Genomic DNA, 19,185 nt, shown 5'->3' with positions numbered 1-19,185 from the left:
GACCTTGCCCCCGGGCGGCGTGTCGCCGGGGCGAACACCGGTGTGCGGGACGCGATGCTGAGCCCATGAACGATGCACCCGAGACCGGTGACCAGCCCTGGGAGCGCCGGACCGAGCTGCCCCTGTTCTACGCCTCCCTGCTCTTCCTCGCCGGCTACACGCTCTCCGTACTGGCCTACCGGGCCCACCCCGTGTGGCGGGACATCGGCCTCGGCCTGGTCGCGGTGACCTGGGCCTGCTTCATCGTGGACTACCTGGCCCGGCTGATCCTGAGCCGCATGCGGCCGCTGCGCTTCGTCCGCGTGCACTGGCTGGACACCCTGATCGTGATGCTGCCGCTGCTGCGGCCGCTGCGCATGGTCAAGGTCCACGACGCGATCCAGGCCCGCTACAACCGCCCGCGCCGGAACCTGTACGCACGCGTGATGTCGTACGCGGGCCTGTCGGCCGGGCTGCTCGGTTTCGCGGGCGCCCTCGGGGTCCACCACTTCGAGCGCCAGGCCCCGGGAGCCTCGATCCTCACGCTCGGGGACGCGGTGTGGTGGGTGTGCGAGACGCTGACGACGGTGGGCTACGGGGACATGGCCCCGGTGACCCCGGGGGGCCGGATCATCGCGGGGTTCATGATGGCCGGCGGGCTGGCGCTGCTGGGCGCGGTGACGGGTTCGTTCTCGTCCTGGATGCTGCAGGCCTTCCGGCGGGAGGACGAGGAAGCCCCCGGGAAGTGAGACTTCCCGGGGGCTCCTCCCCCGCTTGCGCGGGGATCACGATCACACCTGGACGCGGCGCTCCACGACGTCCACGAGCTTCGCCAGCGCCTGGTCGCGCGGGACGCCGTTCTCCTGCGAACCGTCGCGGTAGCGGAAGGAGACGGTGCCCGCGGCCATGTCCTCGTCACCGACGATGATCATGAAGGGGACCTTCAGCTTCTGCTGGTTGCGGATCTTCTTCTGCATGCGGTCGGAGGAGGCGTCCACCTCGACGCGCAGGCCCTTCTTCTTCGCCTCGGCGGCGAACTCCTGCAGGTACTCGATGTGCGAGTCGCCGATCGGGATGCCGACCGCCTGGACCGGGGCGAGCCACGGCGGCATGACGCCCGCGTAGTGCTCCAGCAGGACGGCGAAGAACCGCTCGATGGAACCGAACAGCGCACGGTGGATCATGACCGGCCGCTGCTTGGTGCCGTCGGGGCCGGTGTACTCCAGGTTGAAGCGCTCCGGCAGGTTGAAGTCGAGCTGCACGGTCGACATCTGCCAGGTGCGGCCGATCGCGTCACGGCACTGGACGGAGATCTTCGGGCCGTAGAACGCGGCGCCGCCCGGGTCCGGGACCAGGGGCAGGCCCTGCTTCTCGGCGACCTGCTGGAGGGTGGCGGTGGCCTCCTCCCAGATCTCGTCCGAGCCGACGAACTTCTCCGGGTCCTTGGTCGACAGCTCCAGGTAGAAGTCGGTCAGACCGTAGTCGCGAAGCAGGTTCAGCACGAAGGTCAGCGTGCGGTCGAGCTCCTCCGCCATCTGCTCCTTGGTGCAGTAGATGTGCGCGTCGTCCTGGGTGAAACCGCGCGAGCGGGTCAGGCCGTGCACGACGCCGGACTTCTCGTACCGGTACACGGTGCCGAACTCGAAGAGGCGCAGGGGCAGTTCGCGGTAGGAGCGACCGCGCGCATCGAAGATCAGGTTGTGCATCGGGCAGTTCATGGGCTTGAGGTAGTAGTCGGTACCACCGTCGAGCTGCATGGGGGGGTACATGCCCTCCGCGTACCAGTCCAGGTGGCCGCTCTTCTCGAAGAGGGTGCCCTTGGTGGCGTGCGGGGTGTAGACGAACTCGTAGCCCTCTTCCTCGTGCCGCTTGCGCGAGTAGTCCTCCATGGTGCGGCGGATGACGCCGCCGCGCGGGTGGAAGACGGCCAGGCCGGAGCCGATCTCGTCCTGTACGGAGAACAGGTCGAGCTCGACGCCGAGCTTGCGGTGGTCGCGCTTCTCGGCCTCGGCGAGGAAGTCGAGGTGGGCCTTCAGCTCGTCCTTCGACGGCCACGCGGTGCCGTAGATGCGCTGGAGCATCGGGTTCTTCTCGCTGCCGCGCCAGTAGGCGGCGGCGTTGCGCATCAGCTTGAACGCGGGGATGTTGCGGGTGGTGGGCAGGTGGGGGCCCCGGCAGAGGTCCTTCCAGCACAGGTCGCCGGTCTTGGCGTCGAAGTTGTCGTAGATGGTCAGCTCGCCGCCGCCCACCTCGACGTTCGCGCCGTCGTCGGTCGAGGCCGAACCCTTGATGCCGATGAGTTCGAGCTTGTAGGGCTCGTTCGCCAGCTCCTCGCGGGCCGCCTCGTCGGTGACGACGCGGCGGGCGAAGCGCTGGCCGCGCTTCTGGATCTCCTGCATCTTCTTCTCGATGGCCTTGAGGTCATCGGGGGTGAAGGGCCTGGCGACGTCGAAGTCGTAGTAGAAGCCGTCCCGGACCGGCGGGCCGATGCCCAGCTTGGCCTCGGGGAACAGCTCCTGCACGGCCTGCGCCATGACGTGCGCGGTGGAGTGGCGCAGGATGTCCAGGCCGTCCGGGGAGGAGATCTCCACGGGCTCGACGGTCTCGCCGTCCTGCACCTCGTACGCGAGGTCCTTCAGCTCACCTGCGATGCGCGCGGCGACGATGGTGCGCTCGCCGGCGAAGAGCTCTGCCGCCGTAGTGCCCGTGGCCACCACGCGCTCGTCCCGCTCGGAATCGCGTTGGATGAACACACGGACGTCTGACACCGGTCTCTCCTGACTCAGGGGGTGCGCAAGAGAACACTGCGCGCCTGAATCGTACCGAGCGGATGGGCTGAGCCGCTAAACGGTTACCGCCGGGCCGGCGGGCCACACCCGTCCCCGCCCGCCTTCGGGGCGCGGGGTCCGGGCCGGCGCCCCGGAAAACGGCGCCGCACGCACCGCCGGGGGGGCCTCTCCCCGGCGGGGGGTGGAACCGGCGCAGGAGGAAGCGGCGTCCCCCGACGCAGAAGATCATCAGTGGGCACAGAGGAGATCCTTATGACCGGCACGGCCACCCGTTACCTCTATCTGGCGCGGCACGGCGAGGCGGCGTCGGAGGAGAGCGGGCTGACGGAAGACGGCCGCCGGCAGGCCGTGCTCCTCGGCCGACGCCTGCGCGGCGTCCCTCTCGCGGCCGTTCACCACGGCCCGCTGCCCCGGGCGGAGCAGACCGCGCGTCTGATCGGCGACCAGCTGGAGAACGTCCCCCTGCACGTCTCGGACGTGGCCGGCGACTACCTCCCCTACGTGCCGGAGAAGGAGGAGCTTCCGGCGGAATCCGCGGACCTCTTCCTCCGCTTCCTCGCCAGTGCCACGGAGGAGGAGCGGGAGCACGGACCCGGGCTGGCCCGGCGGGCGCTCGACCTGTTCACCGGGCCGGTGGACGGCGGGAAGGACCGGCACGAACTGGTCGTCACCCACAACTTCCTGATCGCCTGGCTCGTCCGGGAAGCCATGGACGCACCGCATTGGCGCTGGCTCGGTCTCAACCACGCCAACGCCGCCCTCACGGTCATCCGGTACGCGCCCGGCCGCCCGGCCTCCGTCCTCGTCTCCAACGACATGCGACACCTGCCCGCCGAGCTGCGCTGGACCGGCTTCCCGCCGGAGCTGCACGTCTAGCGCCGGGGCCGGCCGTCCTATTCGTCCGACGGCAGCACGTCCCCGGCGTCGAGGGATTCGTCCAGGGACTTCATCAGCCGGTCCCGCTCGACCTCGTCCAGCGGGACCGGGCGGACATCCGCGGCGTCGGTCAGGCGGCGGAAGCCGCCCCGGCGCTGCAAGCGGCCGCTGACCCGGATCGGCAGTCCGACCAGGTGCGCGTGGCCCGCCACGCGGTACGACTCCTCGTCGAGCACCACCCGGACATACGGGACCTCCGCCCCGGCGAGGACCCGCAGCCGGACCGTGCCCCCGCCTCCCGGGGCCGAGCGCCGCATCCGGACCACCGCGCCCGCCACCCGCACCGGGACCGCCGGCTCGTCCCGCGTGTAGCGCGCGGCCGCCTCCCGGAGCACCGGGAGGTCGCCGGGCGAGAACTCCACCGGCTCCGGCCGGGCGGCGCACCCGGCCGGGACTCCCGCCGCCGGGGCCCACGCGAGGGCCACCCGGGCCCCTTCGGAGCCGCGGACCAGCGAGATGAGCGCCTCGGCGAGCTCCCGGCTGACCCCGGCCTCGATCGCCGCGTCGAAGGCCTCCATGCCGCCGGTGGCCCGCCGGTAGTCCACGGCCTCGCGGGCGGCGTGCAGCGCGTGGTGCAGCCGGATCACGGTGCCCCGGCCCCCGTCGACGGGGACGTACGCGGTCAGCCGCCGGCCGCCCGGAGCCGGCCCGACCAGGACCCCGTCCAGCGCCCGCTCCGCCCTGCCCCGGTGCCGGGCTCCGTAGTATCCGGCCCGCGCCCGGTCGGCCAGGGCCCCGGCGAGGAGCAGCTGGCGGGCGGCCGAGCGGAGCTGTTCCTGGATCGTCCAGTCGGCCTCGCCCTGGAGTCCGTACGCCCCTCGCGGGATCTCGCGGTCCCAGCGGATCTCGTCGCTGGGCACGCTGAGGCCGTACAGCACCTCGCGCGCCGACGGCAGCGCGCTGCGCGAGAGCGCGGTGAGCGCCTCTTCGATCAGGTCGGCGCAGTCGGGGAAGGTCCGGCTCTCGGGGACGAGGAGACTGGTGCCGCCGCTGCCCGTGGCGTACGGGGCGGGCGGCGTCCAGCGCCCGTACCGTCCGGCGGCGCCGCCGCGGCGCAGCCAGCCGTGCCGGTGCAGCAGGGCGCCGAGCACGAGCGGATCGATCTGCGCGGGATCGGGGGCGCCCGCGGCGAACTCCTGTGGGGAGAGCGGCTCCAGGTGCGGTGACTGCCAGTTCATCAAGGTGTCCCTCCCGACCCGACCCGGGTCATGATCTCGCAGAGCGCCCGGTCGTCGAAGATCCGCGTGGTCGGGATCCGTACGGTGGTCCGGCGCCGGCCGGTCACCGGGTGTCCGGCGAGATTGGTCCAGTAGCAGCAGTGCCGCAGGTCGAGCCGGTCGTGTCCGGCGCTCAGCCATTGGTCGCGTTCCCGCGGGACGAGCATCACGACGAGGATCTTGTGGACGGCGACCGGGCTGCGGGCCAGCTTCACGAGGTGCTCGTTGTCGAGGGTGAAGCCGAAGGTGGGCCCGGCCGGTCGGGCCGGTATCTGGTAGGTCGCCTTGAGCTGGACCTTGATGGTCACCTCGTCGTCGACGACGTGCTCGGGGGCGCCGTGGCTGACGTGCCAGTCGATGCCGTTGTCGGGAAAGGGCTGGGACAGCGAGCAGCCGGCCGCGGCGACGACGGCGTGCAGGTATCCCACTTGAAGGGTTTCCATGCAGGCGGTGGTGGCGAGCGTGCCGCGCAGCGGTCGGCTCCGCGGGTCGGTCCGCGAATCGATCTGCCCCGCGAGCACCCCGCCCGGTTCGGGCTGCGCGAGCGCCATGGCCGGCTCCCCATGCCTTCCGGGCTGTGCTGTTCCGAGCGGCCGTGTCGGGCCGCGTCAGGTCCGAGTCAGGGTGTCGGGGTTGACGACCGGTCATGTGTGCGGTCCCCCAGTTGAGTTGTCTCCGCAGTCGGCGTCCCGCAAACGGCGTACGGGGCAAAGAGCCCGGGTATCACCGTTTCGGGCAAGGGTGGCGGGGCCTGGGGCGCGGTGCCCGGGTGGGGCCATCTGCCGACGGGTGACGAGGAGTTCGCCATGACACGCTGGTATGAGGGCCCGCTGGCCGCATTCGACACGGAGACGACCGGGGTGGACGTGGAACAGGACCGGATCGTGTCCGCCGCGCTCATCGTGCAGGAGTGCGCGGGCGGCCGGATCCGCTCGACGCGCTGGCTGGTCAATCCCGGCATCCCGGTACCCCCGGGGGCCACGGAAGTGCACGGTCTGACCGATGAGCACCTCCAGCGCAACGGGCGGTGGCCCGCGCCGGTGGTGGAGGAGATAGCCCGCGCGCTCGGTGAGCAGCAGCTGGCGGGGAGGCCGGTGGTGGTGATGAACGCGCCGTTCGATCTGACGCTGCTGGACCGGGAGTTGCGGCGGCACCGGGCGTCCTCACTGTCCCGGTACCTGGACAACCGGCCGCTGACGGTGCTGGATCCGCGGGTGCTGGACAAGCATCTGGACCGCTACCGCAAGGGGCGCCGGACGCTGACGGACCTGTGCGCGCACTACGGGATAGAGCTGGAGGGGGCCCATGACGCGGGCGCGGACGCGCTGGCATCGCTGGAGCTCGTACGGGCCGTGGGGCGCCGGTTCGCGGGCCGGCTGGAGCGGCTGACGCCGGCGGAGCTGCACACGCTCCAGCAGGTGTGGCACGCGGCGCAGGCGCGCGGCCTGCAGGCGTGGTTCGCGCGGCAGGGCACGCCCGAGTCGGTGGATCCGAACTGGCCGCTGCGGCCGGAGCTGCCCGCGGCGGCGTGAGGGGCCGTGCGGCAAAGGGGCCGTACATGCGGAAGGCCGGTCCGTCATGAGACGGACCGGCCTGTCCCGGTGGGCGATACTGGGATCGAACCAGTGACCCCTTCGGTGTGAACGAAGTGCTCTCCCGCTGAGCTAATCGCCCGGAACGGGTTGAACAATACAGAAGGCTCGGGGCTGGTTCAAACCGCTTCCGGCGGGGCCGCCAGATGTGCGGCGAGTCCGCGCCGTCCGGCCCGCATCATCAGGGTGTGGTTGAGCCGGAACACCGGCCGCCCGGGGAACGCGAGCAACCGCATGAGGGGGCGGCGCACCTCGACCTCCTGCTCGTACAGGGCCCGCGTCCCGCCGGACCGCGGTTCCACGGTCCAGCGCGCCCAGCCCTCCAGATCGCCGAGCAGGGCGACCTCCAGGATTCCGCGCACGGGGTCCCGCAGGAGTTCGGCCGCGCTCACGCGCAGGGTGTACGGGAGGGCGGAGCGGATGAGGGCGGTGCCGCCGCTCCCGTCGCCGTCGGGGGCGACGGCACGGATCTGGGGCCACCACAGGGGGTAGGACTCGGGGCGTTCCAGGGCGGCGTAGACGCGGGCGGGCGCAGCGTCGAGGTCCCACACGCTGCGGAAGCGGTAACGGGTCCACCGGCCACCGGGGTTGGCGGGGGCGCCGCGGCTCCTGCCGTCCGCGCCGCCGTGGGTGCCGTCGGGGCCGCCGCTGCTTCGGTCCATGCCTCCAGTCTTGCGCGCGGCGGGGGCGCGCACCCGGTACTCAGCGGGAACCCGTCCGGAGATGAGTACGCGCACCCATGTGCTGACGGGGTGACGGGCACCACACTCCGAACCATGAACAACCCCCTGCCGCCGGCCGAGGAGCTCGTGCTCATCGACCGCGAACTGATCCAACTCGACGCCCGGCGCCACTTCCTGCTGAGTCGCCGCGCGTGGCTGCTGGGCGCTCAGGCCCCCCACGCGTGGGGTGCGCCGGCCGTGCCGAAGGTGCCCGTACGGGCGACGGAGGCCTCGGCCCCGAGTGCGCAGAACGTGCTGCTGGTCCTGGGCGCGGTGCTGCTGGCCGTCGCGGCGCTGGCGTTCACGCTGGTCAGCTGGGGCTCGCTCGGGATCGCCGGGCGCAGCGCCGTGCTCGCCGTGGTGACGGCGGCGGCGCTGGGCGCCCCGCTGGCGCTGCTGCGCAGGGGGCTGCGCTCGACCGCCGAGGCGGTGGCCGCCGTCGGCCTGCTGCTGACGGTGCTGGACGCGTACGCGCTGTACGCCGTCGGCATGCCGGAGGTGGACGGCACGGCGTACGCGGCGGGCGCGAGCGCGGTACTGGCGGCGGGCTGGGCGGCGTACGGCCGGACCCCGGCCGTACAGGAACTGCGGGCCCCCTTGCCCGCGGCGCTGCTGACGGCCCAGCTCCCCCTGCCACTGGCGGCGCTGGCCGGCGGGGCGTCGGGGGCGGAGCTGGGCTGGGCGCTGCTGGCGACGGCGGCCCTGGACGCGGGTCTCGCACTGCTCCGGCCGGGGCGCTGGTCCTCCTGGGCGGGGACGGCGGGCTCGGTGGCGGCCGGGGCGGCGCTGCTGACGGGTCTGGCGGATTCGGTGGCTGCACGGTCGGCGGGCGCGGCCCTGGGCCCGTCGGCGCTGCTGGCGGCGGGCGCCGCACTGGCGGTGGCGGTGGCCTGGCGCAGCGCCCGGATGCCGGTGGCGTTCGCGACGGCGGGCGGCCTCGCGGCGGTGGCCGCCCTGGGCGGTCTGGCGGCGCCGGAGCTGCGCCCGCCCTGGGCTGCGGTCGGCTACCTGGTGGTGGCCCTGCCCCTGCTGGGAGCCCTACGGGTCTCCGCGCTCCCGGAGCCGGTCCGGCGCGGCCTCGCCCTGGCCGGTGCGGGGGTGGCCGTCCTGGAGGCGGTCACCGCCGCGGCCTGGGTGGCGACGGTGCTGCTGGGCCGGCTGCGGGTGCTGGAGGAGGTCTGGTCGGTGACGACGCCCCCCGCGGCGGCCGTGAACGGCCCGGGGCTGGCTCCGCTGGTGGCGCTGCTGCTGACGGCCGGGGCGGCGTGGTGGCTGGTCCGGGTGTTCCCGGGGCGCCGGGAGCCGGGGGTGGCGGCGGTGGTCCTGGGCTGGGCGGCGCTGTTCGCGGCACCCGTGGTGCTGGACCCGGCCCCGGGCGCGGTCTTCGCGGCCCAGGTCGCGGTGACGCTGGCGGCGGGGGCGCTCGCGCTGCGGTCCGGGGCGGCGGGCGGCATTCCCGCGGGCGCCGGGTTCGCCGCGGGCGCCTGTGCGCTGGCGGGGGCCGGGAGCGTGTCCGTGGCGGCCCTGGACGGCCGACTGGCCACCTTCGGGGTGCTCGGCCTGCTGGGGGCCGCCTGCGCGGCGGGGGCGGCGTACCGGCCCGCTCCGGCGTGGGCCCGCTCGGGGGCGGCCGCGCTCGCCGTCGGGTACGCGGCGCTGCTCGCGGTGGCGCTGGGCGCACTGCTGGAGCGGCCGGTGGCCTGGTGGGCGCCGCCGGTGCTGGTGATCCCGGCGGCGGTGGCGGCGCTCGGGCCGCGGCTGGGCTCCGTACGGGTCCCGGCGGAGGCCGCGGCGGCCGCGGCGGGCCTCCTCGCGGTGGCCCTGGCCACCGGGGACGCTCCGGTGCTCGCGCTGGTCCTGGCGCTGGCCGGGGTGGTGTGCGCGGCGGCGGCGGTGCGGCCCGAGCGCCGGTCGGCGGCGGGCTGGCCGGCCGGGGCGCTGTTCCTGGCGGCGACCTGGGTACGGCTCGCGGCTTCGGAGGTGACGGTGCCCGAGGCCTACACCCTGCCGGTGACGGCGGCGGCGCTGGCCGTGGGATTCCTGCGGCGGCGCCGCGATCCGCTGGCCGGGTCCTGGACGGCGTACGGGCCGGGTCTGGCGGCGACCCTGCTGCCGAGCACCCTCGCGGTGTGGGGCGATCCGCACTGGCTGCGGCCGCTGCTGCTGGGCACGGCCGCGCTCGGGGTGACCCTGGCCGGTGCCCGGGGCCGGCTCCGGGCGCCGCTGCTGCTGGGCGGGGCGACGCTGGCGGCGGTGGCCCTGCACGAGCTGACCCCGTACGTGGTCCAGGTGGTGGACGCGCTGCCGCGCTGGCTGCCGCCGGCCCTGGCGGGGGTGCTGCTGCTGGCGGTGGGGGCCACCTACGAGAAGCGGCTGCGCGACGCCCGCCGGCTGCGGGATGCCATCGGCCGACTGAGGTAGTCCGGCGGGGCTCCGGCGGGGCCGGAGCCGGGGCCGGACGGGTGAAAACGCCAGAGGCCCGGAGACTTGATAAGTCTCCGGGCCTCTGGTCCGGGTGGGCGATACTGGGTTCGAACCAGTGACCCCTTCGGTGTGAACGAAGTGCTCTCCCACTGAGCTAATCGCCCGGACGCACCGCAAACATTACCGCATGTCAGCGGTGCTCTCCGCCATGCCTGTGCGGGCTCACTCCACCTCGCGGTTCCAGGGCAGCACGAACCCGTTGATGTACAGGTAGGCGCCGATCGCGACGCCCGCGATCACGAGCCCGACGCTGGTCAGGATGATGTTGCGGCGGCGGACCTTCGGGTCCAGGGCCTTCTGCGCGGCTTCGCTGACCTTGCGCTTGGTCCAGCGCAGGGCGAGGTGGGCCCAGGCGAATTCGGTGGCCCAGATCGCGAGGCCCGCGAAGATCGCCACCCAGCCCGGTCCGGGCAGCACCAGCATGGCGACGCCGGCGCCGACGACGGCGAGACCGACGACGAAGACGCCGACCTGCCAGCTCAGGTGCAGACCCCGGCGGGCCTTGATGAAGGCCGGCGCCTTGGAGACGTGCGGCGCCTGCTCGGCGGCGCCCCCCTCCGTCGACTGCCCCGCTGACTGCTCGGTGGATTCGGCTGCGGATTCGGCTGCGGACTCGTTGGTCTCGCGGTCACTCCCCGTGTTCATGAGGTCGAATCTACCCGAGGTCCCAGCACACGTGAATGGTCGTTTGGATCCGCCGTCCGAGGGACCCAGAGGTCCGCAAAACGGTCAGAGGGGTTTACAACGGCACCGTAGGTGGCATGTCGATTTCGCCGACGTGCGAATCCCCGAGCGCACACTGAGCGAAAGGCCCTGGCGCTTATGAACACCACGGTCAGCTGCGAGCTGCACCTGCGCCTCGTTGTGTCGAGCGAGTCCTCACTGCCTGTTCCCGCGGGCCTGCGGTATGACACGGCCGATCCCTACGCCGTGCACGCCACCTTCCACACCGGCGCCGAGGAGACGGTCGAATGGGTATTCGCCCGCGACCTCCTCGCCGAGGGCCTTCACCGGCCCACCGGTACCGGCGACGTCCGTGTCTGGCCGTCCCGCAGTCACGGTCAGGGGGTCGTCTGCATCGCCCTGAGCTCACCGGAGGGAGAAGCCCTGCTCGAAGCACCCGCCCGAGCACTGGAGTCGTTCCTCAAGCGGACGGACGCCGCGGTTCCACCAGGAACCGAACACCGGCACTTCGACCTCGACAAGGAGCTCTCCCACATCCTGGCCGAATCCTGAGCCAGGCCTACAGAGGGAACCCTCCCCCGGCTGAGTCCGGGGGCCGTACGACACCGTCCGACTCGGGGCGACGGTGCACGGCGGACAACCACATACGGAAGTGCCGGCGCTGTTCACGTGGAAGCCACCCGCGTGGGCGGCGCCGGTGCGCTTTGGGGGGGACCCGCTAGAGTCGGCCAGCGGCGGCGGCAGCAGACCGTCACCGCAGGCCCGGCCCTTCAGGGAGACCCCGTGCAGATCCCCCACGACACCCGTCGCGCGCTCGACGTCGTCGTCGCGCTGGTGAACACCTCTGCCGAGACGGAACAGCCCGACGCGCTGGCGGACGTGAACGCGCTGCGCGCCTTCGTCCACGAGTACGCGATCAGCGACGTCGGCGAGCTCAGCGCCCGCGACCTCGCCGGCGTGCGCACGGTGCGCGGCAAGTTCGCCCAGGTCTTCGCGGCGCCGAACTCCCGCGTGGCCTCCGTGCTGATCAACGAGCTGGTCGCGACGGCCGGGACCACCCCGCAGCTGACCAACCACGACGGCTATGACTGGCACGTGCACTACTTCGCCCCGGGCGCCTCGGTGGGCGACCACCTGGCGGCCGACGGCGGCATGGCGCTGGCCTTCATCGTGGTCTCGGGCGAGCAGGAGCGGCTGCGCCGCTGCGAGGCCCCGGACTGCCGGCGCGCCTTCGTCGACCTGTCCCGCAACCGCTCCCGGCGCTACTGCGACAGCCGTACCTGCGGGAACCGGCTGCACGTGGCGGCGTACCGGGCCCGGCGCAAATCGGAGCTGGGCACGGAGCCGGGCTCAGAGCAGGAACAGATCGTGCACGGCGGCGAGCAGGAGCAGGCAGCCGATCACGCCTAGGAAGATCATCAGGGGCGGCTGGGAGAGCGCGAAGAGGCAGCCTCTCGGCTCCTCGGCGACGGGGACGGTGACCGGCGCGGGAACGGCCGGCTCACCCGGTGATGTGTCGAGCATGTCGGGGCGATGATGGCCCAGCGCAGCCGCGCGCGCCGCTCAACACGCCAGACTGAACCCGCGAGTTCACCGGATCCCGTCAGATCAGGTGGTTCGCGTCCCGGCGGCCGTGCGGTCAGATGCCGTGCTTCTTGAGGATCGCCTCGATGTCGGAGAAGTCCTCGGCGGGGGCGGCGGCGGCCGGAGTCGGCCGCGGACGGGCACCGTCACCCAGCGAGGGCGCGGAAGCGGCCGGGGCGACGGCCTCCCGTGCCGGGCGTCCCTTGACGGCCTTCGGCTTCTCCTGCTCCCCCTCCCCCGCGCCGCGTCCGCGCCGCTCGATCGCGCGGGTGGTCGTGAAGAGCACCCAGGCCAGTCCCAGCACGGCGAAGCCGGCCCAGACGGTCGGTTTGAAGACGATTCCGGTCGCCCAGGCCACGACGCCCGTCATCACCAGGCCGACGGGCACCAGCGAGTACGCGGCGATGCGCGTGGCCGCGAGGAATCGCTTGCGGTAGGCGGTCAGCGCGGCGATGCCCAGGCCCGCCGCGGACACCGCGGAGCAAATGGTCTCGGCGAGCATGCGGGGCCTCCAGGAGCGGATCGGTCGGTCGCGCCCGGCCGGCGGGCCGGGCGTTCTGTCCCCATCCATCCTGCACCGGCGACCCCCGCTCCGGCCACGGCCGGAGCCCCCCGCGGGCGGATATCCGGGACATCTCCGGGTCCCGTCTCCTCCCGAGGTCCCGGTCCTTACCCATCCCCGCGGGCTGGGAGACTGTCCGTATGACCGATTCCGTGATCCTCGACGTCTGGTGCGAACTTCAGTGCCCGGACTGCCACAGCGCTCTGGACGACGTGCGCGCCCTGCGGGCCCGCTACGGCGACCGGCTGGACATCCGGCTGCGCCACTTCCCGCTGGAGAAGCACAAGCACGCCTTCGCCGCCGCGCAGGCCGCCGAGGAGGCCGTCGAGCAGGGTCAGGGCTGGCCCTACGTGGAGGCCGTGCTGGCCCGCACCGCGGAGCTCGGCAAGGCCGGCGAATCGGTACTGGTCGAGGTCGCGCGCGAACTGGGCCTGGACGCCGAGGAGTTCGACACCGCCCTGATCGACGGCCGGCACATGCTGATCGTGGACGCCGACCAGGCCGAGGGCAAGGCGATCGGCGTGACCGGCACCCCGACCTACGTGATCGACGGAGAGCGCCTCGACGGCGGCAAGAGCCAGGAGGGCCTGCGCGAGCGCATCGAGGAAATCGCCGACCGGCTGCTCGCCCAGGACGCCTAGGTCATCCCGGCAGGAAATCTCCGGTTCCTCGGATCAGGCCCTCAGATCAGGTCCTTGGCGTAGTTGAAGTTGGTCGTCCGGTAGCCGAGGGACTCGTAGAGCCGCAGGGCCGGGACGTTGTCGCTGAAGACGTGCAGCCCGAGCACCCGGTGGCCGGCGGCCAGGGCGGTGCGTTCCGCGAGGAGCATCAGGTCCCGGCCGTAGCCGTGGCCGCGGTGCTCCTCGGCGACCGCGACGTCGTAGACGTAGGAGTCCCCCTGGTTCGGCGAGACCCACACGGTGCCCACGGGGACGCCGGCCGCCTCCAGCACGCTGATGCTGACGCCCGGGGTCGCCAGGCCCAGGGGCAGCATGGCCGCGTGGTCGTTCTCCGACTTCGTGTGCGCGGCTTCGGCCGACATGCCGCGGCTGATCCAGTTCTGCGCGTACTCCTCCCGCCCCGCCGCGAGCCAGGTCTCGAACTCGGCCTCCGTCATCGGGCGGCCCGTGACCCCCTCGGAGAGGGCGGGCGCCTCGGCCGGGAGTTCCTTGGCCATGTTGCGGCTGTACTCGGCGTACCCGAGGGCGGCGGCCAGGCGCAGGCCGCCCGCCGAGTCCGCCGGGGCCGAGACGCGGACCCGCCGGCAGCCCCAGCCGCGCAGTACTTCCTCGGCGGCGAGCGCGGCGACGGTGGCACGGCCGCGTCGGCGGTCGGGCTCGTCGACGGCGAGTTCGCGGATCTCGGCCACCGTCGGCCCGAAGGGGGTGTCGGCGGCGAGCAGCAGGGCGCCGACGCGCCTGCTGTTGACGCGGATCTCGTAGGGGCGCGAGCGCGCCCCGCCGGTGCTCTGCTGAAGCGGCCCGCTCGGCCGCAGGGTGGTGGTCATCAATCGAGTTCTACCCGCCCTGCGGCCCGATGGACAGCGAATAGGTCAGGCACCGGTCAGGAGCGGGGGTCGGCGTCCTCGGCGGAGCGGGCGTCGAAGATCCGCATGGCCTCGGCCGTGACGGGGCCGGGGGCGGAGCCCAGCTCGCGCCCGTCGATCCGTACGACGGCCTGGACGTCACGCAGGGAGGAGGTCAGGAAGACCTCCTCCGCCTGTTCCAGCGCTTCGAAGGGCAGGTCGGTCTCCTTGGCCCCGCACCATTCGGCTACGAGGGCCCGGGTGATGCCCGCGAGGCAGCCGGAGGCCACGGGCGGGGTGTGCAGCTGCCCGTCGAGGACGACGAACACGTTGGAGCCGGTGCCCTCGCAGAGCCGCCCGACGGTGTTGGCGAAGAGTGCCTCGGAGGCGCCCGCCCGGTGGGCGGCGGCGAGCGCGACCACGTTCTCGGCGTACGAGGTGGTCTTCAGGCCCGCCACGGCGGAGCGCTCGTTGCGCACCCACGGCACGGTGACCACGGCGGTGGTGTCGGGGCGGCGGGTTGCCCCCGCGAGGGCGACGATCAGCGTCGGGCCGGCCTCGCCTCGGTCGGAGCCGAGCGGGGAGACGCCCCCGGTGTAGGTGACGCGCAGCCGGCCGAGCGGCAGCGCATTGGCGTCCAGTACGGCGGCGCAGGCGCGGCGCACCTCGTCCAGGTCGGGGTCCGGCAGGCCGAGGCCGCGGGCCGAGCGGGTCAGCCGCTCCAGGTGCCGGGTGAGTGCGAAGGTCGTCCCGCGCTCCGCCTTGAGCGTCTCGAAGACCCCGTCGCCGACGGTGAGCCCGTGGTCGAACACGGACACCTTCGCTTCGTCGGCGTCCCTCAGTGCTCCGTCGAGCCAGATCCTCACCGTACGGTCCTCCCGCTTTCGTCCGTCTGTGCATCGACCGGTCCGGTCATGCCGGTCGTACCGGTCGTGTGCGCTTCGATCGCTCCCGACGCTACCCGCAGCAGCCGGGCGGCCTTCAGCTCGGTCTCCGCCCACTCGCGGTCGGGGTCGGAGCCCCAGGTGATCCCGGCGCCGGTTCCGAAGAGCAGCCGGGGGCCGCCGGGGGCAGCGCGGTCGATCCAGAAGGTCCGGATCCCGACGGCGAGCTCGGCCGTGCCCCGGTCGGCGTCGACCCAGCCGATGCCGCCGCAGTAGGGGCCGCGCGGGGCGGTCTCCAGGGCCTCGATGATCCGCAGGGCCGAGGACTTGGGGGCTCCGGTGACGGAGCCGGGCGGGAAGGTGGCCGCGAGCAGCTCGGGCCAGCCGGCGCCGTCGGCGAGTTCCCCGGCGACGGTGGACACGAGGTGGACCAGGCCCGGGTGCTCTTCGAGCGCGCAGAGCTCGGGGACGGTCACGGAGCCGGTGGCGCAGACCCGGCCGAGGTCGTTGCGTACGAGGTCCACGATCATCACGTTCTCGGCGTGGTCCTTGGGCAGCAGATCGGCGGCGGTGCGGCCGGTGCCCTTGATCGGGCCGGACTCGACGCGGCGGCCGCTGCGGCGCAGGTAGAGCTCGGGGGACGCGGTGGCGATCTCCACGCCGTGGGCCGGAAGCCGAATCGTTCCTGCATACGGGGCCGGGTTGCCGCGCGCGAGCAGCGCGGTCAGGGCGTCCACATCGGCGCCCGCCGGATCGGGAAGCGGCGCGGACATCACGCGGCAGAGGTTGGCCTGGTAGACCTCGCCCGCCTCGATGTGCTCGCGGATGCGGCGTACGCCCGCGGTGTACGCGGCGCGGTCGAGGGAGGAGGTCCACGCGTCGGCGTCGGGGCCGCGCCAGGCCCCGGGTACGGGGGCCGGCACCGGGTCGGGGCGTATGTCCCCGAAGCGCGCGCAGACGAGACGGCCTTCGAAATCGGCCGTCACCGCCCAGAAGCCGGTGGAGTCGAGGGCACCAGGATCACTGGTGACATCTCGGAGATCGGTCGCGAGGAGGCCGCCGAAGCGGGCGAGGGGAGGCAGGTCGTGCACGGCTGCGAGTCTATGACCGGTGACGCCCGGGCGCCGGTGAGGCGTCCGCCGGGTGACCGGCGGTGATCGGGCGGCAGCACGCTGCGGAAACGCGTTTTTGAGCTGGCCCGGGAATCCGCTAGAGTTCAACTCGTCGCCAGGGAGCGAAGGGGCAAAACCCCGGAGCGAACACGGCGACCTGCGGACGTAGCTCAGTTGGTAGAGCACCACCTTGCCAAGGTGGATGTCGCGAGTTCGAGTCTCGTCGTCCGCTCTAAGGTGGGGGATCATCTTCCCGAGGACCCCCTGCTTGCTCCATGGTGGAGTGGCCGAGAGGCGAGGCAACGGCCTGCAAAGCCGTCTACACGGGTTCAAATCCCGTCTCCACCTCCAAGGACGATTAGCTCAGCGGGAGAGCGCTTCCCTGACACGGAAGAGGTCACTGGTTCAATCCCAGTATCGTCCACTGATCCGCAAGGATCCCCGCGCGATTAGCTCAGCGGGAGAGCGCTTCCCTGACACGGAAGAGGTCACTGGTTCAATCCCAGTATCGCGCACGCAGTACGCTTCACACTTGCCACCTGCGGTGTTCTCACCGTGAGTGTGGTCCCGCGCGATTAGCTCAGCGGGAGAGCGCTTCCCTGACACGGAAGAGGTCACTGGTTCAATCCCAGTATCGCGCACCAGATGTCGACAAGCCCCGGCCGTTCCCACGGTCGGGGCTTTCGCGTGCTCGGGACCCTGGGCCCGCAGGCCGGTGGGGCGGGCCGGTGCCGGTCGGTTCCGGTCCTCCCGTCCCGCCCTTGCGGCTCAGGAGGAGAAGAGCATCCGGCCGAAGCCGCCCTTGCGGTGGCCGTGGCCGTGGCCGTGGCCGTAGCCGCCGTGCTGCGGGGCGCCCCAGGCGGGCGCGGGGGCGGCGTGCTGCTGCGGGTACGCCGCAGGGGCCGGGGCCGGCGGGGCGGCCGGGGGCGGGACCTGGCCGTACTGGGAGGTGTACTGGGATTCCAGGCGGGTCAGCGCTTCGAGCTCGCCGTAGTCGAGGAAGATGCCCCTGCAGCCGCTGCACTGCTCTATCTGGACACCGTTGCGGTTGTAGGTGTGCATCATCGCGTGACACTTCGGACACTGCATGACCGGATCAACTCCTCGCCGTTCGCTTCGACACCGGATGCGTACCCGGTGGCGTGAGCCTCACCCTACGACGGAGCCTTCGGCTCCAAGTCGGGCGGGAGGGAGGCAATTCGGGCACAGGCTTCCACCATCAGCCGCTCCACGTCGTCGAGTCGGCGCCGTTCTCCGGCGGCCTTGGCGAGGGCCAGCGCGGCCGTCTGCACGGTGAGCGCACGGGCGGCCAGGTCGAGTTCCGGCCAGGGATCGCTGCCTACCGCACCGGCGGCGGGCCCGCCGGCGGCGCGGTAGGCGTCCAGGAAGCGCAGCCAGGTCCCGGTGTCCAGCAGCCCGGCGGCGTACCAGGCCGCGGGCCGGGCCAGGTCCCAGGCGGGCGTGCCCAGCCCCAGGTCGTCCACGTCGATCAGCCGCCAGCCCCCGGCCGGGCCCCGGACCAGCTGCCCGAGGTGCAGGTCGCCGTGGCACAGCGCCCCGCCGGACGGCGCCGGCTCCTCCCCCCGGGCCCACCCGGGGAGCGTGGCCGCGGCGACCCGGACGAGCCGCGCCAACTCCGCGGCGTCGGCGTCCGCGCCCGTCGGCCCGGCCGCGGTCGCCTGCCCGGCGGGGATGGACAGGACGGCGCGGCGGGCCCGGTCGGCCCGGCCCGAGGACGTCGCGACGGGGAGGGCGGCGACCGCCTCGGTCCGGGTCGGCCCGCCCCCGGCGCCGCGGTCGTGGTCGTGGCCGGCGGGGCCTTCCCCAGCCGGGCGCCCCCGCGTCGCGCCGCCCGAGTCTTCGGCTTCCGCGCCCGTGGGCCCGGGGCGTCCCGGCACGGCGCGCCGCGCGGCGACCGGGGCCGCGGGAGGGTGCGCCGCGTCGAGGCGGTGGAGGGCGCGGGCGAGTTTCGCCGGGCCGCGCATCGGGGGGAGCGGGTACGGGAGGTGGTGGAGCGGGGTCCGGTGGAGGGCGGCCAGGAGCTCGGCGGCCGGCTCCCAGGGGGCCTCCTCGGGGCGGTCCGGAGCGACCGGAGCACCGTAGGGCCACAGGGAGACGGGCCGGGATCCGACCAGGCCGAGCCCGGTCCGCAGCGGGGGCAGCAGCACCCCGGAAAGAGCGGGGTCCCCGGCCACGCGGATCCGTACCGCCAGGGCGTCGGGATCGCTGTCGCGCGCGTGCGCCTTGGCCACCACGTCCCCGCAGCGGACCACCGTGCCGTCGTCGCGGTCCGCGAGGAGTACGTACTCCGCCGCGCCCGCGTACGCGGCGAGCTCGGCCGCACTCACTCGCTCCAGCGGAACCACGCCTCGGCTCTCCCCGCGCTCCGCACCCCGGGCGGGTGCTCCTCGGGACGAGCGTACGCAGCACGGGGCCGCGCGGCAGTGGCGGTACCGCCGGACGGACGCCACCGGACGGACGTCACATCAGCCGGACAGCATCCGGCTCGGCGGCCCGACGCCCGGGAAGCGCGCCGGCGCCGATCGGTGCGCGGAACGCGCGAAGAAGGGGCGGGCATGAAAAAGGGTGCTGCGCGTCCGGCTCCCCAGCCGTACGCGCAGCACCCTTCACCTGCCGTCCGTCGACCGCTCCCCCGTCCCCACGGGGTTCGGCCGGTGATAGTCCCGGCCCAGGCCGCTCTCCTGGGCCCGGGGCGCCGCTCAGCGCCCCAGCATCACGCTTACGGACGACGCCTGCGCCACCACCTGGTCGAAGCCTCCGAAGAGGAAGAGCAGGACGGCGGCCAGGGGGAGCACCATGGCCGCGGCCACCAGTGGGTGGCGACGACCGGACTCATGGCTGTTGAACGCGAATGCCTTGCGTCCTTGCCGTGCGATGTCCGCCATGGTCCTCTCCCTGTCGATTGGCAGCGGCGGGTTTATGACCTCGGGGGACGAGTACTTTCCACCCGCCGCTTGTCTTCAACACTAGGTGCGGGGAAGGCTCCTGGCCTCATGCCTTCGTACCCATTGCCTGGCCTCCAGGAGGATGAGGAGCCCACCTCGCGCGTACTCCCCTGGGTGGAGACCGGCCCCCCGCTCTGAGGGTCATCCCG

The 19,185-nt window shown here is 73.2% G+C and carries 20 protein-coding genes and 7 tRNA genes; 12 read left to right on the top strand and 15 right to left on the bottom strand.

Annotation, left to right across the window (positions count from 1 at the left end; all coding sequences use genetic code 11):
- Positions 1-65 precede the first annotated feature (65 nt).
- Complete coding sequence (locus OHA37_RS31820) at positions 66-728, top strand: potassium channel family protein (RefSeq protein ID WP_266910330.1); 663 nt, start codon at positions 66-68, stop codon at positions 726-728.
- Positions 729-770: 42 nt separating this feature from the next.
- Here the strand turns inward: OHA37_RS31820 and thrS are convergent, their stop codons facing one another.
- On the bottom strand, positions 771-2,747 hold the full coding sequence (gene thrS, locus OHA37_RS31815; protein WP_266910328.1) for a threonine--tRNA ligase: 1,977 nt from the start codon (positions 2,745-2,747) through the stop codon (positions 771-773).
- Positions 2,748-3,020: 273 nt separating this feature from the next.
- Here thrS and OHA37_RS31810 point away from each other — a divergent pair, with 273 nt between their 5' ends.
- Positions 3,021-3,644 (top strand): histidine phosphatase family protein, encoded by a 624-nt coding sequence (locus OHA37_RS31810; RefSeq protein WP_266910326.1) that lies wholly within the window; start codon positions 3,021-3,023, stop codon positions 3,642-3,644.
- A gap of 17 nt (positions 3,645-3,661) precedes the next feature.
- On the opposite strand, the gene OHA37_RS31805 is transcribed toward OHA37_RS31810, so the two are convergent.
- Both OHA37_RS31805 and OHA37_RS31800 read right to left on the bottom strand, forming a co-directional pair.
- Positions 3,662-4,882 carry a hypothetical protein gene (locus OHA37_RS31805; protein ID WP_266910324.1) on the bottom strand — a complete coding sequence of 407 codons (1,221 nt, stop codon included), beginning with the start codon at positions 4,880-4,882 and terminating at the stop codon, positions 3,662-3,664.
- On the bottom strand, positions 4,882-5,472 hold the full coding sequence (locus OHA37_RS31800; RefSeq protein ID WP_266910322.1) for a DUF4365 domain-containing protein: 591 nt from the start codon (positions 5,470-5,472) through the stop codon (positions 4,882-4,884). Before OHA37_RS31800 ends, OHA37_RS31805 begins: the two co-directional genes overlap by 1 nt.
- Before the next feature lie 255 nt (positions 5,473-5,727).
- On the opposite strand from OHA37_RS31800, the gene OHA37_RS31795 reads away from it, so the two are divergent.
- Positions 5,728-6,453 (top strand): 3'-5' exonuclease, encoded by a 726-nt coding sequence (locus OHA37_RS31795; RefSeq protein ID WP_266910320.1) that lies wholly within the window; start codon positions 5,728-5,730, stop codon positions 6,451-6,453.
- A 70-nt stretch (positions 6,454-6,523) separates the two neighbouring features.
- Here OHA37_RS31795 and OHA37_RS31790 read toward each other — a convergent pair.
- Positions 6,524-6,595 (bottom strand) — tRNA-Val (locus OHA37_RS31790).
- Positions 6,596-6,632: 37 nt separating this feature from the next.
- Positions 6,633-7,175 (bottom strand): SRPBCC family protein, encoded by a 543-nt coding sequence (locus OHA37_RS31785; protein WP_266910318.1) that lies wholly within the window; start codon positions 7,173-7,175, stop codon positions 6,633-6,635.
- A 114-nt stretch (positions 7,176-7,289) separates the two neighbouring features.
- On the opposite strand from OHA37_RS31785, the gene OHA37_RS31780 reads away from it, so the two are divergent.
- Positions 7,290-9,656 carry an SCO7613 C-terminal domain-containing membrane protein gene (locus tag OHA37_RS31780; protein ID WP_266910316.1) on the top strand — a complete coding sequence of 789 codons (2,367 nt, stop codon included), beginning with the start codon at positions 7,290-7,292 and terminating at the stop codon, positions 9,654-9,656.
- 95 nt (positions 9,657-9,751) lie between these two features.
- On the opposite strand, the gene OHA37_RS31775 is transcribed toward OHA37_RS31780, so the two are convergent.
- Together OHA37_RS31775 and OHA37_RS31770 are read right to left on the bottom strand one after the other, a co-directional pair.
- Positions 9,752-9,823: transfer RNA gene (locus OHA37_RS31775), tRNA-Val, on the bottom strand.
- A 58-nt stretch (positions 9,824-9,881) separates the two neighbouring features.
- Positions 9,882-10,364, bottom strand: coding sequence for a TIGR02611 family protein (locus OHA37_RS31770; RefSeq protein WP_266910314.1), 483 nt, complete (start codon positions 10,362-10,364; stop codon positions 9,882-9,884).
- Positions 10,365-10,541: 177 nt separating this feature from the next.
- Here OHA37_RS31770 and OHA37_RS31765 point away from each other — a divergent pair, with 177 nt between their 5' ends.
- Together OHA37_RS31765 and OHA37_RS31760 are read left to right on the top strand one after the other, a co-directional pair.
- The gene (locus OHA37_RS31765) at positions 10,542-10,955 is read left to right on the top strand and encodes an SsgA family sporulation/cell division regulator (protein ID WP_030011909.1); all 414 of its coding nucleotides are present in this window, start codon (positions 10,542-10,544) and stop codon (positions 10,953-10,955) included.
- 231 nt (positions 10,956-11,186) lie between these two features.
- Positions 11,187-11,813, top strand: a complete 627-nt coding sequence (locus OHA37_RS31760) for a CGNR zinc finger domain-containing protein (RefSeq protein ID WP_266910312.1) — start codon at positions 11,187-11,189, stop codon at positions 11,811-11,813.
- On the opposite strand, the gene OHA37_RS31755 is transcribed toward OHA37_RS31760, so the two are convergent.
- Both OHA37_RS31755 and OHA37_RS31750 read right to left on the bottom strand, forming a co-directional pair.
- Positions 11,754-11,927: a hypothetical protein gene (locus OHA37_RS31755; protein ID WP_266910310.1), complete on the bottom strand. Its 174-nt coding sequence runs from the start codon at positions 11,925-11,927 to the stop codon at positions 11,754-11,756. The genes OHA37_RS31760 and OHA37_RS31755 overlap by 60 nt on opposite strands.
- Before the next feature lie 115 nt (positions 11,928-12,042).
- Positions 12,043-12,489 carry a hypothetical protein gene (locus OHA37_RS31750; protein WP_266910308.1) on the bottom strand — a complete coding sequence of 149 codons (447 nt, stop codon included), beginning with the start codon at positions 12,487-12,489 and terminating at the stop codon, positions 12,043-12,045.
- 200 nt (positions 12,490-12,689) lie between these two features.
- Here OHA37_RS31750 and OHA37_RS31745 point away from each other — a divergent pair, with 200 nt between their 5' ends.
- A complete protein-coding gene (locus tag OHA37_RS31745) occupies positions 12,690-13,190 on the top strand; it encodes a DsbA family protein (protein WP_266910306.1) in 501 nt (166 codons plus the stop codon).
- A 41-nt stretch (positions 13,191-13,231) separates the two neighbouring features.
- Here OHA37_RS31745 and OHA37_RS31740 read toward each other — a convergent pair whose 3' ends face one another.
- The 3 genes from OHA37_RS31740 to OHA37_RS31730 are packed head-to-tail and all read right to left on the bottom strand — an operon-like array spanning position 13,232 to position 16,049.
- A complete protein-coding gene (locus OHA37_RS31740; protein WP_266910304.1) occupies positions 13,232-14,056 on the bottom strand; it encodes a GNAT family N-acetyltransferase in 825 nt (274 codons plus the stop codon).
- A gap of 56 nt (positions 14,057-14,112) precedes the next feature.
- Positions 14,113-14,940: an aminotransferase class IV gene (locus tag OHA37_RS31735; RefSeq protein ID WP_266910302.1), complete on the bottom strand. Its 828-nt coding sequence runs from the start codon at positions 14,938-14,940 to the stop codon at positions 14,113-14,115.
- The gene (locus tag OHA37_RS31730; RefSeq protein WP_266910300.1) at positions 14,937-16,049 is read right to left on the bottom strand and encodes a chorismate-binding protein; all 1,113 of its coding nucleotides are present in this window, start codon (positions 16,047-16,049) and stop codon (positions 14,937-14,939) included. Before OHA37_RS31730 ends, OHA37_RS31735 begins: the two co-directional genes overlap by 4 nt.
- A 180-nt stretch (positions 16,050-16,229) precedes the next feature.
- On the opposite strand from OHA37_RS31730, the gene OHA37_RS31725 reads away from it, so the two are divergent.
- The 5 genes from OHA37_RS31725 (at position 16,230) to OHA37_RS31705 (ending at position 16,714) form a co-directional block, all read left to right on the top strand.
- Positions 16,230-16,302 (top strand) — tRNA-Gly (locus tag OHA37_RS31725).
- Between the two features lie 45 nt (positions 16,303-16,347).
- Positions 16,348-16,421, top strand: a tRNA-Cys gene (locus OHA37_RS31720).
- Between the two features lies 1 nt (position 16,422).
- Positions 16,423-16,494, top strand: a tRNA-Val gene (locus tag OHA37_RS31715).
- Between the two features lie 19 nt (positions 16,495-16,513).
- Positions 16,514-16,585 (top strand) — tRNA-Val (locus tag OHA37_RS31710).
- A 54-nt stretch (positions 16,586-16,639) separates the two neighbouring features.
- Positions 16,640-16,714, top strand: a tRNA-Val gene (locus OHA37_RS31705).
- Positions 16,715-16,838: 124 nt separating this feature from the next.
- Here OHA37_RS31705 and OHA37_RS31700 read toward each other — a convergent pair.
- The 3 genes from OHA37_RS31700 to OHA37_RS31690 form a co-directional block, all read right to left on the bottom strand.
- Positions 16,839-17,159 (bottom strand): TFIIB-type zinc ribbon-containing protein, encoded by a 321-nt coding sequence (locus OHA37_RS31700; RefSeq protein ID WP_250744689.1) that lies wholly within the window; start codon positions 17,157-17,159, stop codon positions 16,839-16,841.
- Between the two features lie 65 nt (positions 17,160-17,224).
- Positions 17,225-18,418, bottom strand: coding sequence for a phosphotransferase family protein (locus OHA37_RS31695; RefSeq protein ID WP_266910298.1), 1,194 nt, complete (start codon positions 18,416-18,418; stop codon positions 17,225-17,227).
- A 372-nt stretch (positions 18,419-18,790) separates the two neighbouring features.
- Positions 18,791-18,976 (bottom strand): hypothetical protein, encoded by a 186-nt coding sequence (locus OHA37_RS31690; protein WP_266910296.1) that lies wholly within the window; start codon positions 18,974-18,976, stop codon positions 18,791-18,793.
- Positions 18,977-19,185 lie beyond the last annotated feature (209 nt).

Source organism: Streptomyces sp. NBC_00335 (assembly GCF_036127095.1).
In the GTDB taxonomy this organism is placed as follows: Bacteria; Actinomycetota; Actinomycetes; order Streptomycetales; family Streptomycetaceae; genus Streptomyces.
The sequence above is the reverse complement of the archived record's forward strand: the minus strand, read 5'-3'. Positions and strand labels throughout refer to the sequence as shown.

Bases quoted from the DNA above. Each gene is read 5' to 3' on its own strand.
- OHA37_RS31820 (WP_266910330.1), top strand. From the start codon at position 66: ATGAACGATGCACCCGAGACCGGTGACCAGCCCTGGGAGCGCCGGACC.
- OHA37_RS31810 (WP_266910326.1), top strand. From the start codon at position 3,021: ATGACCGGCACGGCCACCCGTTACCTCTATCTGGCGCGGCACGGCGAG.
- OHA37_RS31805 (WP_266910324.1), bottom strand. From the start codon at position 4,882: ATGAACTGGCAGTCACCGCACCTGGAGCCGCTCTCCCCACAGGAGTTC.
- OHA37_RS31800 (WP_266910322.1), bottom strand. From the start codon at position 5,472: ATGGCGCTCGCGCAGCCCGAACCGGGCGGGGTGCTCGCGGGGCAGATC.
- OHA37_RS31795 (WP_266910320.1), top strand. From the start codon at position 5,728: ATGACACGCTGGTATGAGGGCCCGCTGGCCGCATTCGACACGGAGACG.
- OHA37_RS31785 (WP_266910318.1), bottom strand. From the start codon at position 7,175: ATGGACCGAAGCAGCGGCGGCCCCGACGGCACCCACGGCGGCGCGGAC.
- OHA37_RS31780 (WP_266910316.1), top strand. From the start codon at position 7,290: ATGAACAACCCCCTGCCGCCGGCCGAGGAGCTCGTGCTCATCGACCGC.
- OHA37_RS31770 (WP_266910314.1), bottom strand. From the start codon at position 10,364: ATGAACACGGGGAGTGACCGCGAGACCAACGAGTCCGCAGCCGAATCC.
- OHA37_RS31765 (WP_030011909.1), top strand. From the start codon at position 10,542: ATGAACACCACGGTCAGCTGCGAGCTGCACCTGCGCCTCGTTGTGTCG.
- OHA37_RS31755 (WP_266910310.1), bottom strand. From the start codon at position 11,927: ATGCTCGACACATCACCGGGTGAGCCGGCCGTTCCCGCGCCGGTCACC.
- OHA37_RS31750 (WP_266910308.1), bottom strand. From the start codon at position 12,489: ATGCTCGCCGAGACCATTTGCTCCGCGGTGTCCGCGGCGGGCCTGGGC.
- OHA37_RS31745 (WP_266910306.1), top strand. From the start codon at position 12,690: ATGACCGATTCCGTGATCCTCGACGTCTGGTGCGAACTTCAGTGCCCG.
- OHA37_RS31740 (WP_266910304.1), bottom strand. From the start codon at position 14,056: ATGACCACCACCCTGCGGCCGAGCGGGCCGCTTCAGCAGAGCACCGGC.
- OHA37_RS31700 (WP_250744689.1), bottom strand. From the start codon at position 17,159: ATGCAGTGTCCGAAGTGTCACGCGATGATGCACACCTACAACCGCAAC.
- OHA37_RS31690 (WP_266910296.1), bottom strand. From the start codon at position 18,976: ATGGCGGACATCGCACGGCAAGGACGCAAGGCATTCGCGTTCAACAGC.